General features: G+C 62.9%; 11 protein-coding genes. 5 read left to right on the top strand and 6 right to left on the bottom strand.

The genetic code is table 11. The features are described from left to right. Nucleotides 1-14: 14 nt before the first annotated feature. From GJ699_RS25095 to GJ699_RS25070, 6 genes are all read right to left on the bottom strand, one after another. Complete coding sequence (locus GJ699_RS25095; RefSeq protein WP_154381493.1) at nt 15-758, bottom strand: LytR/AlgR family response regulator transcription factor; 744 nt, start codon at nt 756-758, stop codon at nt 15-17. Next, complete coding sequence (locus tag GJ699_RS25090) at nt 755-2,086, bottom strand: sensor histidine kinase (RefSeq protein ID WP_195763644.1); 1,332 nt, start codon at nt 2,084-2,086, stop codon at nt 755-757. Before GJ699_RS25090 ends, GJ699_RS25095 begins: the two co-directional genes overlap by 4 nt. A gap of 142 nt (nt 2,087-2,228) precedes the next feature. Next, on the bottom strand, nt 2,229-2,714 hold the full coding sequence (locus GJ699_RS25085; protein WP_154381489.1) for a hypothetical protein: 486 nt from the start codon (nt 2,712-2,714) through the stop codon (nt 2,229-2,231). Between the two features lie 61 nt (nt 2,715-2,775). After that, nucleotides 2,776-3,933, bottom strand: a complete 1,158-nt coding sequence (locus tag GJ699_RS25080) for a porin (protein WP_154381487.1) — start codon at nt 3,931-3,933, stop codon at nt 2,776-2,778. A gap of 34 nt (nt 3,934-3,967) precedes the next feature. Beyond that, nucleotides 3,968-6,388, bottom strand: a complete 2,421-nt coding sequence (locus GJ699_RS25075) for a glycoside hydrolase family 3 C-terminal domain-containing protein (RefSeq protein WP_154381485.1) — start codon at nt 6,386-6,388, stop codon at nt 3,968-3,970. 129 nt (nt 6,389-6,517) lie between these two features. Further along, nucleotides 6,518-7,744: a sugar MFS transporter gene (locus GJ699_RS25070; RefSeq protein WP_154381483.1), complete on the bottom strand. Its 1,227-nt coding sequence runs from the start codon at nt 7,742-7,744 to the stop codon at nt 6,518-6,520. Nucleotides 7,745-7,923: 179 nt separating this feature from the next. Between GJ699_RS25070 and GJ699_RS25065 the strand changes: the two genes are divergently transcribed. From GJ699_RS25065 to GJ699_RS25045, 5 genes are all read left to right on the top strand, one after another. Then, on the top strand, nt 7,924-9,384 hold the full coding sequence (locus tag GJ699_RS25065; protein ID WP_154381481.1) for a histidine kinase: 1,461 nt from the start codon (nt 7,924-7,926) through the stop codon (nt 9,382-9,384). After that, nucleotides 9,381-10,028, top strand: a complete 648-nt coding sequence (locus GJ699_RS25060; RefSeq protein ID WP_154381479.1) for a response regulator — start codon at nt 9,381-9,383, stop codon at nt 10,026-10,028. Before GJ699_RS25065 ends, GJ699_RS25060 begins: the two co-directional genes overlap by 4 nt. A 126-nt stretch (nt 10,029-10,154) precedes the next feature. Beyond that, entirely contained in the window at nt 10,155-11,165 is a 1,011-nt protein-coding gene (locus GJ699_RS25055) for a Csu type fimbrial protein (protein ID WP_154381477.1), read from the top strand. A gap of 189 nt (nt 11,166-11,354) precedes the next feature. Further along, a complete protein-coding gene (locus GJ699_RS25050) occupies nt 11,355-13,031 on the top strand; it encodes a tannase/feruloyl esterase family alpha/beta hydrolase (RefSeq protein ID WP_154381474.1) in 1,677 nt (558 codons plus the stop codon). A 31-nt stretch (nt 13,032-13,062) separates the two neighbouring features. After that, the gene (locus GJ699_RS25045) at nt 13,063-13,596 is read left to right on the top strand and encodes a DUF3237 domain-containing protein (protein ID WP_229262286.1); all 534 of its coding nucleotides are present in this window, start codon (nt 13,063-13,065) and stop codon (nt 13,594-13,596) included. The last annotated feature ends 51 nt before the right edge of the window (nt 13,597-13,647 follow it).

The following is a 13,647-nucleotide window of genomic DNA, read 5'->3' as shown; positions in this document are numbered from 1 at the left end:
GATTAATTGCGAACCTACATCTGGCGGAACTGCTTGGTAAACCCTTCACTAACGGTCAGGCGCTCGGTCCGGCCTTTCAGGATGACCTCCAGACCAGTGCCGTACTCACTACGTTCGATCCGATCAACGGCCTGCAGATTGACGATGGCGCTGCGGTGGATTTGCGCGAACAACTGCGGGTCCAGTTGCTCCAGCAGCGACTTGAGCGGCAAGCGAATCAGCGCATCGCCGTTCTCCGTCACCACCCGCGTGTACTTTTCGTTCGACTGGAAATACAGCACTTCGCTCACCATCACCAGCCGCACCGAATTGCCGCTCGAAGCTTTGATCCACTTGAGGTACACCGGCGCGCTCTCCGCTTCAAACAGCTGTTCCCACACCGCAGGCGGCGGGCTGGCGGCGGTGCGCGACTTCAGACGGCGGATGGTCTGCAGCAGGCGCGCGGTCGTCAACGGCTTGACCAGATAGTCGGACGCGCCGGCATCGAAAGCGGCCAGGGCATAGTCCGCATACGCCGTAACGAACACCACCTGGCACGACTCGGGAATATGGCGTGCCACCTCCATGCCGTTCAGGCCGGGCATCTGGATGTCCAGGAATACGATGTCCGGTTTCAGTGCATCGATGGCCGCCACCGCGTCGATGCCGTTTTCGACCTGGCCGGCGATCTGCAGTTCGGGCCACAAGGCACGCAGCTGGTCCATCAACTCCGCCCGCAGCAGAGGCTCGTCTTCAACGATCAGGGCGCTTGGCATCATGCATGACTCCTAACAATCGGCACCGTCAACACTGCGCGTACGCCCTGCCCGTCGCCAGGCGCCACCAACAGGCTGGCCTCCCGTCCGTACAGCAGCAGCATGCGCTCCGCGATATTCGCCAGCCCGGTGCCTTGCCCGGCCTGTTCGGTCAAGCCGACGCCATCGTCGACCACCGACACGCTCAGCAGTTCGCCCTGCCCCTTGCTTTCATGGCTTGCGCTGATGGTAATCAGGCCCGGCCGGCTGGCCCGCTCCAAACCGTGTTTGACGGCGTTTTCCACCAGCGAGATCAGCATCGCCGGCGGGAACGGCAGGCCGCGCAATTCCTCGTCGACGTCGACGGCGTAGCGCAGGCGCGCGCCCATGCGGATGCGCATCACCGCCAGATAGTCGCTCACCAGATCCATTTCTCGCCCCAGCGTCGAGGACACCGAACGCATATCCGGCATCGCGTTCTGCAGGTAGCCGACCAAGTGGTCGAGCATGTCCTGCGCGGCCTGCTGGTCGGTGCGGATCAGGTATTTCAGATTGGCCAAGGTATTGAACAGAAAGTGCGGCTCGACCTGGGCCTGCAAGGCCGAGAGGCGCGCCTGCAGCGAGGTACGTTCCAGCTCGCGCTCGCGCCGGGCCGCATCCAGCGCGCTGGCATGGCGCGCGAGGTGCTGGCTCAGTTGGGCAGACACCGTCTCGGCGATCTTCAGCGACTCCCCCTGCTGGATCGCAAACCAGGCCAGGCCCGGCCGGCAACGCAGCTCGATGTGGCAACTGGGGCCCAAATCGGACGATACCTTGACCTCGACATGGCGCCCCAGCCACAGCGGGCGCCAGCGGCCCAGCACGACCCGGCCTTTGAAAGGGTCATGGAAGAACGCCGGCGGGCCGGCGTAGCCGAGTGCCGTGCCCAGCGCCAGCCCCGACAAGGATTCGGTGCACAGGTCAAAGGTGGTATAGGGATTGAACGGCGCCTCGATGCGGCGCGTCACCGAGGACGCCATCGCCTCGGCACTCAGCGCCTTGCCCTCCTCGCTCAGCCGGGCAAGAAAACCGCGGGCGATTCCGCCAGACATCAGCGCGAGCCAAACCATCACCGCCAGCACAACACCGCCGGCAATGTACGGCGTCAGCACGTGGGGCGCTACGTTGCCCGGCGCAGCCGGGCCGAGTTTCAGCCAGAGCGGCAGCAACGCGATCGCCAGCGACAGGAACAACAGCGAACCGGCGTTGAAGCGCAGCGCCGACTGCAGCAGATAGCGGCGCACCAGGCGGCGGTCGTGCTGGACCTCCGGTACCGGAGGCGCGTTGAATGGCAGAAATGGGGGAGAGCTCATTACATTCCTCGTGTAGAACTTGCCCGCCATTCTAACGGCTCGGGTGCGCGTGTTTTAGCCCATGCGACGAATGCCCGAAAATCGGGTAGGAAACCGGCGCCGGCGCGATGAATGCCCCCGAGCGAATCGCTGGCTGCGTGCGCTAACGAAGCACGATACGCGCAAGCGGGCGGGCTTTCAGCACCAGCGACAGTCCGATCAGCAGCATCACAATGGCGATCACGCCGTCGATATGCAGGCTTGCGGTCGCCATGCGCGCGGTCTGGCCGGACAACACCAGCATCGTCAGCAGCGACACATAGTTGGCAAGCGGCGTCAGAGCTTTCAGAGCGATGATGGCCAGGCCGGCGACAATGAACGCGATCGCGGCGCTGTCGCAGGAAACCGCGCGGCCGGCGTCATTCCCCGTCGTCTTCGGCAGAATCTTGCCAGCGACCGCCAGCGGGAACAACCACAGCAGCAGCGCCACCACGGCGTACATCGCCGCCACAGCATAGGAGATCAGCACATTATCCTGGGCGCCGCGATGCACGGCATAACTGACCAGCACGATCTGGCCGGCCGCCAGCAGCAGCCAGACGGCAAACAAGCGCAATACCAGCGCAAAAAATTGATGAGGCGTGAACATAACAATTCCATCCATTGAAGATGGTTGCCACCGCATCACGCGGCGGCAACCGGAGCCAAGCTTAGAATTTCAGCACGAAGCCGGCGTAGCCGCCGTAGGAGCTGGCGCCGTTGCAAGTGGAACTGCTGCTGTCGCAGGCCATATTCCAGTAGTACAGCGCATGGTTGTTGGCGCCGTTCATGCTGGCCGCGTCGGCGCTGATGGTGTTGTTGTTGATGCTGCCCACCGTCGCGTACAGCGTGAAGTATTTATTCCAGTCGTAATTGAGGCCGGCCGCGAACAGATTGCTCTTCTTGCCGCTGACGTCCTCTTTCAGATGGTAGACAGCGCCCAGCGCGGTCAGCTTTTCAGTGACCCGGTAGTTGACGCCGAGCCAGGTCTGCTCCGCCTTGTCGTCCCACTTGGCGGTGGTGGCGTAGCCGGCCTGCGGCGCGGTCACGCGGTTATAGCCAGCGAACAGTTTGGCATTGCCCAGCTGATAGGTGCCGCCCAGCAGGATCTCCTTGGTGAACTTCCACTCACCCTGGCTGCCCAGGCCGTACACGGTGCCGCCGGTGTAGCGGCCATACTGGTCGGCCAGCTGGTCGGCTATCAAGCGCAGGTTCAAGCCGCCCTGGGTGTACGACAGCGAGACGCCGTCGCCGCTGCCGCGCTTGGTGTCGTCGATGGCGCCGCCGGCCATGTGCATATAGCTGGCCTGCAGGCCGGCAAACACCGGCGAGGTGTATTGCAGCGTGTTCGGACCGATGCCCCAGTTACGGCCGCCGACCAGCGTGTTCAGGCCGATCCACTGGTGCGCCATCGGATCGACGTAGAAGGCATCGTTGGCGATCCACATATGGTTACCCACCGTCAGCTCGCCGTACTGTTCATTCGAAACACCGACGTTGGAGCGGCGATTGAACAGGCTGCCGTTGTTGTTGCTCTGGCCGTCATTGGTGCCGAAGCCGCTTTCCAGATGGGCGACGCCGCTCCAGCCGTCGGTCAGCGGCGTCTTCAGGGTCAGGCCCCACCACGAGGTGCCCCATTGATTGGACGCCACCTGCACCCGGCTGCCCTGCAAGCCGGAATTCATGATGTTGTTGGTATAGTCAATGCCGGCTACCACCCGGGCGTACGGGGTAATCTCCACCTCGCCGATCTTCAGCGTATCGTAGGCGCTGGCGGAATTGAAGACGGTGGCGATGGCAACCGCCAGAAACAGTTTGGACTTAGTCATGATCTTTCCTTTTAAGTGATTGAGGCGCGCCGGCTTACTTGCCTGCGAGCGTAATTTTTTGCGTCAGTGGATTGGCTTCCACGCTCATCGCCGACGAGGCGCTGACGCTGAAGCTGTAGGCGCCCGGTTGCAGCACCCATTGTTTTTTACTGGTGGCGTCCCAGTAGCTCAGATACTTGGCCGGCACCGTGATGCTGACGGTGCTGCTTTGGCCGGCGGCCAGCGCGACCTTTTTCCAGCCGACCAGACGCTTCGGCGGTTGCTGGTTGCCCGGTGTGCCGGACGGCAGTGCCGCGTAGACCTGGGCGATTTCGCTGCCGGCACGCGCGCCGGTGTTACTCAGTTTGAAGCTGACGGTGACGTTCTGGTCGGCATCCGAACTGACTTTGGCGTCGGCATAGCTGAAGCTGGTGTAAGACAGGCCATGGCCGAACGGGAACAGCGGCGTGATCTGCTTGGCGTCATACCACTTGTAGCCGAGCCACAGCTTCTCGTTGTAGTTGACCGCGCGCAGCGCCGCCACCGTGGCCGCCCCCATCGACTGCTCAAACAGCGGCACCAGTGCGCGCGGCGCTACGGTGGAGCCAATGATGGCCGCGACGTTGGTCGGCAGTTTCGGCTGCGGCAGATCGGCGTCGCTGACCGGGAAGGTAATCGGCAGCTTGCCCGATGGGTTGACGTCGCCGGACAAGATGTCGGCCAGCGCCTGCGCGCCCTGGATGCCGGGATACCACGCCTCCAGCACCGCGTGCACCTTGGACACCCACGGCATCAGCACCGGGCCGCCGGTTTCCAGCACCACCACCGTGCGCTTGGCCTTGGCCGCGACAGCGCTGATCAGTGCGTCCTGATCGTATTCCACGTTCCAGGAGTCGGTGGCTGGGGTCGGCAGCGCCAGCGTGGTGTTGTCCACGCCTTCGGTCTGCCAGGCGATGGCGAATACGATCGCCACATCGGCTTGCGCCGCGCCGTTGGCGGCGGCGTCGGCATCCAGCCCGCTGTAGAACGTCACCGTGGCGTTGGGGAACTTCTTGCGGATCTGATCCAGCGGCACCGAGTGATACCAGTTGGCGCAGCTGCCAAACAACGCATCCGGCGCCTGCGGACAGGTGGTGTCGGCGGTGCCGTTGATCGGTGCGTTGCCGCCCGAGCCGCCGCCGGCGATCACACCCTTGTCGGCATGGGCGCCGATGACGGCGATGCTTTTCACCGTGGACGCCGACAATGGCAACACCGGCGCAGCGTCCCCGCTGGCGGTATTGTTCTTCAACAGTACCATCGACTCACGCGCCACCTTCAGCGCATCGGCGTTGCCGTTGACTTCGTCGACGCTGCCGCCGGCGGTCGGCGGATTGTCCATGATGCCCAGCTGAATCATGGTGCGCAGCTTGCGGCGCACCATATCGTCCAGGCGCGCCATCGGCACCTCGCCGCTGGCGACGGCGCTGGTCAAGGCGTTGATATAGTACGGCGTGCCGACGATGTATTTCATCAGCTCAGGCACTTTCTGGTCGTCGCTTGTCTGGCTCGGCTGCTCTTCGTCCAGGCCGGCGTTGGCCGAGGCCACGGTGCTGTTGTTGGCGCCCCAGTCCGACTGCACGATGCCTTTGAAGCCCCATTCAGTCTTTAACCAGCCCAGCATCTGCGCATGCTCGCAGGAATAGGTGCCGTTGACCTGATTGAAAGCGCACATCACATTGCCCGGCTTGCCCTTCTGCACGGCGATTTCAAAGCCCAGCAGCTCGGTCTCGCGCATGCTCTGCTCGTCGATGACAGAATTGGAGATGTAGCGGTTGGTTTCGTAGTTGTTGAAGGCGAAGTGCTTGACGGTGGAAATCACCTGCTGCGCCTGCACGCCGATGGTCCGGCTGGACACCAGTTCGCCGGCCAGAATCGGATCTTCGCCCAGATTCTCGAAGGTGCGGCCGTCACGCGGATCGCGCGCCAGGTTGATGCCGCCGCCCAGCGCCTCGGCAAAGCCCAGCGCGCGCGATTCGATGCCGATGCGGCGACCGAACAGTTCGGACAAATCAGTGTCCCAGCTGGCCGCCACCGCCAGCGTACTCGGCAGCGACGTCGCGTTGGAATTGACCAGGTTGACGCCGCTGGCGGCATCCACCAGGTTCAAGGTCGGAATGCCCAGCGCGGGCAGGCCCATGACCGCGCCCGCCCCCGCCAGCACGCCGTCCGGACGCATGTTGTAGCCGTAGCCGATCAGCGTGCCGTCCAGCGACACATAGCCCTGGCCATGCACCAGCTGGATTTTTTGCGACAGACTCATGGTGGCCAGAATCTTGTTAGCGCGGTCGTCGGCAATCTGGTCCGACGTCAATTGGCCAGTGGTGGCGACGGTTTGCGAGTCGTTGGTGGCGCTGCTCGCCCCGCCGCCGCCGCACCCCGCCAGCAGCAGCATGGCAAGACCGGCTGCCACACCGTGCAATCTGGTGGATCTCATCGTGTTGAATCTCCTCTTGTTTTGTTGTGCGAGTAGTCGCGATTGCTCCGGCTGGAGTGCCGGGAACTCTGAATGGCGCGGCCCGGCGCCGGTCCTGCATGGCGCCTGGGCTGCTGCGGTAAAAGGGAATCAGTCGCGGCGGAACTTCAATCCGTAGTACAGGACGAAGCCGTAGCAGACGGCGGGAATCAGGAAGGAGGCTTGCAGACCAACGCTGTCGGCCAGGAAGCCCTGTGCGAACGGCACGATGGCGCCGCCGACAATGGCCATGCACAGCAGGCCGGAACCGCGTCCCGTCTGCGGGCCGAGCTGATGCAAGGCCATGCTGAAGATCACCGGGAACATGATGGAGTTGCACAGGCCGACCGCGAGGATGGACCACATCGCCAGCGGCCCGCTGCTGCACACCGACAGCAGGATCAGCAGGATCGAGCAGGCGGCGTTGAAGGCCAGCGCCTTGCCGGGCGCGATGCTGCGCATGACGGCGACGCCGATGAAACGTCCCACCATCGCGCCGCCCCAGTACAGGCCAACGTAATGCGCCGCCTGATCCGCCGCCAGGCCGGCGATGCGCGACTCGCCCAGGTAGTTGATCAGGAAACTGCCGACGCTGACCTCGGCGCCGACATACATGAAGATGCCGACCGCGCCCAGCACCAGCCGCCGTTGCGTCAGCAGCGAGCCGCCTTCCACCTGCGCATCGGTCGCGTCGACAATGCGCGGCAAGCGCGCGAAAGCAAACAGCACCGCCAGCGTCAGCAGCGCCAGCGCGAGATACAGATACGGTCCTTGCACCGCCGCGATTTGCGCGTCGCGATCGGCCGGCAAGGCCGCGCCGAGGATCAGCATGCCGCCCAGCACCGGCGCCAGCGTGGTCCCCAGCGAGTTGAACGCCTGCGTCAGCGTCAAGCGGCGCGAAGCGCCGGCCGGATCGCCCAGCACCGTGACGTAGGGATTGGCCGCCACCTGCAGGATGGTGATGCCACAGGCCAGCAAGAAGAACGCCGCCAGGAACATGGCATAGCCGCTGGTCGCGGCCGGATAGAACAGCGCGCAGCCGGCGGCGGCCGTCACCAGGCCCGCCACCACGCCGCGCTGATAACCGATGCGACGTACCAGCATGCCCGCCGGCAGCGAGGCGATGAAATAGGCGCCAAAGAAGCAGAACTGCACCAGCATCGCCTGCACATAGCTGAGCGTGTAGATGGATTTCAGGTGCGGAATCAAAACGTCGTTCAGCGAGGTCAGCAGCCCCCACATGAAAAACAGGATGGTGACGATGGTCAGCGGCACGGTGGTGCCTGATGCGCCAGGCGCGGCGATCGGGCCCAATTGCGGCCGCGAGTAGTTCTCCATGTAATCTCCAGGAATTGTTTTAGTTTTATCAACCGCGAGTGTAGGCGGCCATGCGCAATCGCGAATCGGGCTGGAGACCGATTCGCAATCCGCCCCGGGACCGATTGGAGCGCTCACGGCGGCGCGCTATGATGGCGGTTTAAACACCGGCGCAAGCCGCGTCTCCTCTGGATATCGCCTTGTCTGACCTTCCCCACCCACGCCACCGCCCCTGGACTGATGGCGCCCTGGCCGCGTTGTTGCAATGGCGCCACAGCTTGTTCTGGACCATCGCGCCGGCGATGTTCCTGACTTCGTGCCTCACCTGGCTGACGCTGGACTCGATCGCCACCATGTCGGAAGACGGCCGGCTGCGCGATGCGCTGGCGCCTGCGCGCCTCCAGCCCGCGCTGCGACAGGCATTGCAAACCTCCGCGCCTCTGCTGACCACGCTGCCCCAGGCCTTATGTACCGATATGCTGGAACTGCTGGCGGAACGCGTATTGGCCACACCCATGGCCGACCGTACCGGCGACATCAATTCCAATGGCTTCGTGCGAGCAGCGCAGGAGGGTCGGCTGGCAGTGTCCTTGCGTGCGCAGGACGGCGGCGGTTGCCGCTTTGGGCCCGGGCCGCTGAACAATCCGCTGCAACAGCAAATCTCGGCGGCGGCCAATGGCATCGTCGAGCTACCGGATGGCTGGCTCAGCGTCACCACCGTCGCCGCGCCCAACGGAATGACGCTGACGGCCGGCGTCCACATCCTGTCGCCGTGGGCAAAAATCACACGGCCGAGGCTGTTCGGAATTTCGCTGGCATCATTCATCCTGTGTATCAGCCTAGTGGTGGCGCTGGTGCTGCTGATGCTGTTGATCCGCCGCATCGAGCGCGCTAACCGCGCCGCCGACGCGTGGACGCATGGCCACCTGGAGAAGCGCATTAACGACCAGGGCAAGGACGAGTTGTCGCGCCTGACGCAAAAATTCGACCTGATGGCCGATGCGACGGTCGGCCTGATTAAAGTCAAACAGGCGCTTGCGGCCGCAGAGGAACGCAACCGTCTGGCGCGCGATCTGCACGATACCGCCAAGCAGCGCGCCTTCGCGCTGAATTTGCAACTGACAGCGCTGCGGGAAATGCATCAGGGCGACGCAAGCAGTGCCAGACTGGCGGACGCCGCGTTGTCGCTGACCTATCAGCTGCAGCAGGATCTGACCGGTATCGTGCGCCGCCTCGCCGCGCCGACCATCGCCGAGTCTGGTTTCCGAACAGTGCTGACTGAAGGTGTCGAAGCACTGCTGGCGGGCAGCCGCATCACGCCATCGATCACGCTGAGCAGCGAGTTCGAAGCCGCGCTGTCCGCCGCGCCGGAAGTGTCGCAACAGCTATTCATGATTGCGATGGAAGCGGTGGCCAATGTCCTGAAACACGCCCAAGCTTGCACGAACTGCCGCCTGGAGGGGATGCAAGATGGTGACCTCTACACCTGGCGCATCGCCGACAACGGTGCGGGCCTAGCGAATGCAAGCAGCGTCACTAAAGGGATGGGCATAGCCAATATGAAATTGCGCGCCGCCAGCCTGCCGGACGGTGACTTCGCATTGCTCAACGGGGACGACGGCGGCGCCGTAATTTTGGTCACTTTTCGGATGATGTTATGACCTCCAGCATTCTCCTGGTCGACGACCACGACATCGTGCGGCAAGGCATGGCCGCGCTGCTCAGCACGTCCGGCGATTTCACTATTGCCGGCGAAGCGGCGGACGGCAAAGCCGCGATTGCCGCAGCGCGCGATACGCAGCCGGACCTGATCATGCTGGACCTGTTGATGCCGCGCATGGATGGCGTCAGCGCGATCCGCTCGCTGCGCACCGTCTGTCCGGCCGCTCAGGTGGTGATCCTCACCTCGTCGGAAGATGACGAACTGGCGTTCGCCGCGATCGAAGCCGGCGCCCATGGCTTCCTGCTGAAATCCATGTCCGGCACCGAACTGCTGCTGGCCATCCGGCGCATCCTGTGCGATGAAGTAGTCATCCATCCGGCGATCACGCAACGCATCTTGAAAACCGTGCGCGCCATCCGCCAGCCCGAACACAATCCCTTCGCGCCCCTGAGCGAGCGCGAGCTCGACATCCTGCGGGTGCTGGCCGAGGGCGCCAGCAATGCACGCCTGGCGGAAACGTTCTCAATCAGCATTAAAACCGTGAAATCACACGTCAGCAGCATCCTGGCCAAACTGCATCTGGCTGATCGCACCGAAGCCGTGGCGTTCGCGTGGCGACACGGCCTGATGGGTGACGGCTGAGGAACATCCCAGCGCGTAATGTTTCTGCCGAACGGTGGTATTTCCGCACATATGGCATGATGAATTTTGAGCAGTAAGGTTTCGTGCGCTAACCGATGAACCCAACGTTTGAGACAGGGAAGCGCCATGTTGATCTTTCCGCGAGCTTCCAGAAACGTATTTTTCGCGCTGCTCACCACCTTCCTCCTGACCATCGCTCCCGACGCCAAGGCAGACTTTTGCACCGTGTCGATGAGCGACATGTCATTTGGCAATGTGAGCCCCGTCTCCGGACAGGATTACTATGCCAACGGCACGCTCAGCGTCACCTGCACTTTTGTCATATTAGTCGGCAACATCATCGTTCTGCCCAACATCAACGCCTGCGCCAGCCTGGGGCCGGGCTCGGGTGCAGCCGACATCAACACGCGGGTGTTGATGAACGGCAGCAAGAAGATCCCGTTTAATCTCTACCGGTCTGCAAGCTACACCCCGGCCAACCTGTGGGGCGGCTATGAAACCAACAACGCGATTCCGGTATTCTTCGCCGGCTTGCTGGCAATCGGAACCAATACACAGGTCTATCCTGTGTATGCAAAAATCGCGGCCAGCAGCCTGGCGCTGGCCGCAGTCGAGTCCAATGCGACCACCACGTACAGCGCCAGCTTCGCAGGCGCCGGGACGATGCAATACAGCTCCTCCTCCGTCGTCGCCCTGCCCTGTCAGTCAGCCGGTTCCTCGGTGGCGTTTGCTTTCAATGTCAGCGCGAATGTGATGAATGATTGCCTGATCGATACCACGCCGGTTTCGTTCGGGTCTTCCGGCGCCCTGAGCAGCGCCACCCGCGCGACCGGTGCGGTGTTAGTGAAATGTACGGCGGCGAACAACTACCGGATTACGCTGAACGGTGGCGTCGTCACCAACTCTGCCAGCGATCGGAAAATGAAAAATGTGGACACCGGCGAAACGGTGTCCTACCGGCTATCGACCAGCCTGGATGGCCCGATCTGGGGCGACGGCGCCAACGGCACCACGACTTACGATAGCATCGGTACCGGTCTGACCCAACAGATCATCATCTACGGACTGGTGCCCAGCCAGGCCACTCCGTCGCCCGGCACCTATAGCGACCAGGTCACCGCCCTGATTTATTTTTAAAAGCCACATCGGCCACTCCATGCCGCCGCGATGCGGCGCGCGCGAAATCAAAAAATGATCGATTCGTAGCCGCCATTTTCGCGGAAACATAAGTTATGATTCATAATCAATATAAAATATAATCAAATCGAATCCTGCAGTTTCAGGGCAAAGACCCGCTTCTCATACACAAAAATTGGAGACAGTTATATGCAAACGAATCAGCGTCGTAATGCCGCATTGCGCCTGCTGCCGCTCACTCTGGCCCTGGCCCTGGCCGTACCCCACGCCGCGCGGGCAAGCGAAGATTTCGCGGCACGCTGCCGCGCCATGGGGCAATACAGCGACGGCGACCTTAAGGTCACCACCGCCCAGTTGGTACCCGCAGGCCCCGCGCCAGCGCTACCGTTCTCCCAGCCAGGCGGCGCCGCCAAACCGCTACAGCTTCCCGAGCACTGCCTGGTGCAAGCATCATTCGAGCAGCGCGCCGGTGTCGGCGACAAACCCTATGCCATCCGCATGGAGCTACGTCTGCCGCCGGACTGGAATGGCCGCTTCCTGTTCCAGGGCGGCGGTGGCATGAATGGTTTCGTGCCGCCGGCCATCGGTGCGAACAGCAACGCGCAATCGGCGTATCCGCCAGCCCTGCACCGTGGCTTTGCGGTGGTGAGCACCGACACCGGCCATGACGCGCCGAATCCAGCGGACGCCAGTTTCGCGCGCGATCAACTGGCCAAGCTGAACTACGCCTACGCCGCCATCGGCAAGGTGACCTTGCACGCCAAGGCCATGATTGCGCGACTGGCCGGCAAAGCGCCGGACCACAGCTATTTCGCCGGCTGCTCGAACGGCGGGCGCGAAGCGATGCTGGCGGCGCAGCGCTATCCGGACTTGTTTGACGGAGTGCTGGCCAGCAATCCCGCGTTCAACTTGCGCGACGCCGCCGTCATGTCCTACTTCTCAGGCAAAACCTACGACGCCGCCGCGCAGAATGATGCGAAAGCGCGTGGCCTGGCGGCATTCCTGATCACGCCGGCGGAAGGCGAGTTGATCCGCAAAGCGGTGCTGGAACAGTGCGATGCGCTGGACGGCGCCAAGGATGGCATGGTGTTCGATCATGCCGCCTGCCACTTCAATGTGAAGAGCCTGGAGTGCAAGCCGGGACAAAGCAGCGCCAATTGCCTGGCGCCGGCCAAGGCGGAAGCGATCGCCAAGGCATTCCAAGGGCCATTGGACGACGCCGGAAAACCGCGCTTCACGCCATGGGTCTGGGATGCGTCCGTGTTCACGCCTGACTGGCTGATTTGGCAGACCGGCTTGCCGTTGCCGAATGGCCAGTCGATGACCATGCTGCGCGAGCTGGTGACCGCCTCGCTGACCCAATACTTCGCGTTTCCCGCCATTGACGCGGCAACGCTGAGCACCAGCCCGCGCGATATCGAACGGTTGCTGCGCGCCACCGATGCGACGGCGGGATTGACCGTCGCCACATCGACCGACTTCACCAGTTTTGCCGCGCGCGGCGGCAAAGTCATGTTCACTGACGGTTGGTCGGACCCGATCTTCAGCGCGCAGGATCTGGTGAACTGGTATGGCCGCATGGCGGCCGATATGGAGCGCGTCAGCGGCAAGCCGACCGAGCAGTTCGCGCGGCTGTTCATGGTGCCGGGCATGGCCCACTGCACCGGCGGACAATCGCTGGATGATATGGACGCACTCGGTTCCCTGGTGAGTTGGGTGGAGCAAGGTAAAGCACCCGACATGCTGAAGGCGACCGGCCAGTCGTTCCCGGGCGTGAGCCGTCCGATCTGTGCGTGGCCCGCAATTGCGCGCTACAAAGGCAGCGGTCCGGTCGACGATGCCGCCAGCTTTACCTGCAAGCCTTAAGCCCTCCCCGATCATCCCTAGGAGAACCACGATGAGAATGCATCATATGCTGTGCATCAGCGCCGCGTTTATCGCGCCAGTCGCCATAGCCCAGGTTGCCGCGCCGCCGGCTTTGAAATCCGAATTTGTGTTTGAAGCGCGCGTAAAAGTCGATCCGCCCTTGGTGGTTGGCCCCAGCTCGCATGGCCTGCGGCGCGTGGTGCCGATCAGCGGCGGCACGGTCAGCGGACCGGCGCTGAACGGGGTGGTCGTGTCCGGCGGCGCCGATTGGCAATACGTGCGGCCGGACGGTGTGCTGGAAGTGCTGGCCAAATACACTTTGAAGGCGGACGACGGCACCCTGATCATGGTCGACAATCGCGGGGTAAGGCAGGCCTCGCCCGAGGTCATGGCGCGCTTGACGAAAGGCGAAATCGTGCCGGGCGAGGAATATTATTTCCGTACCTACGCCCAGTTCGAAGCGCCGGCGGGCAGCAAGTATGAATGGCTCAATCGGGCGATTTTCGTCGGCGTGGCGGAACGCCTGCCCGACGCGGCGGTCATACGGTTCTACAAGGTCAACTGACAGCGGGCGGCATTCGGGATAATCGTTCTAAGTTATAATATTTATCTTTCA

The organism is Duganella guangzhouensis (assembly GCF_009674535.1).
GTDB lineage: Bacteria > Pseudomonadota > Gammaproteobacteria > Burkholderiales > Burkholderiaceae_D > Rugamonas > Rugamonas guangzhouensis.
Note: the sequence above shows the minus strand (reverse complement) of the source record. Positions and strands in the feature narration are given on the sequence as shown.

Bases quoted from the DNA above. Each gene is read 5' to 3' on its own strand.
- GJ699_RS25095 (WP_154381493.1), bottom strand. From the start codon at position 758: ATGATGCCAAGCGCCCTGATCGTTGAAGACGAGCCTCTGCTGCGGGCG.
- GJ699_RS25090 (WP_195763644.1), bottom strand. From the start codon at position 2,086: ATGAGCTCTCCCCCATTTCTGCCATTCAACGCGCCTCCGGTACCGGAG.
- GJ699_RS25085 (WP_154381489.1), bottom strand. From the start codon at position 2,714: ATGTTCACGCCTCATCAATTTTTTGCGCTGGTATTGCGCTTGTTTGCC.
- GJ699_RS25080 (WP_154381487.1), bottom strand. From the start codon at position 3,933: ATGACTAAGTCCAAACTGTTTCTGGCGGTTGCCATCGCCACCGTCTTC.
- GJ699_RS25075 (WP_154381485.1), bottom strand. From the start codon at position 6,388: ATGAGATCCACCAGATTGCACGGTGTGGCAGCCGGTCTTGCCATGCTG.
- GJ699_RS25070 (WP_154381483.1), bottom strand. From the start codon at position 7,744: ATGGAGAACTACTCGCGGCCGCAATTGGGCCCGATCGCCGCGCCTGGC.
- GJ699_RS25060 (WP_154381479.1), top strand. From the start codon at position 9,381: ATGACCTCCAGCATTCTCCTGGTCGACGACCACGACATCGTGCGGCAA.
- GJ699_RS25055 (WP_154381477.1), top strand. From the start codon at position 10,155: ATGTTGATCTTTCCGCGAGCTTCCAGAAACGTATTTTTCGCGCTGCTC.
- GJ699_RS25050 (WP_154381474.1), top strand. From the start codon at position 11,355: ATGCAAACGAATCAGCGTCGTAATGCCGCATTGCGCCTGCTGCCGCTC.
- GJ699_RS25045 (WP_229262286.1), top strand. From the start codon at position 13,063: ATGAGAATGCATCATATGCTGTGCATCAGCGCCGCGTTTATCGCGCCA.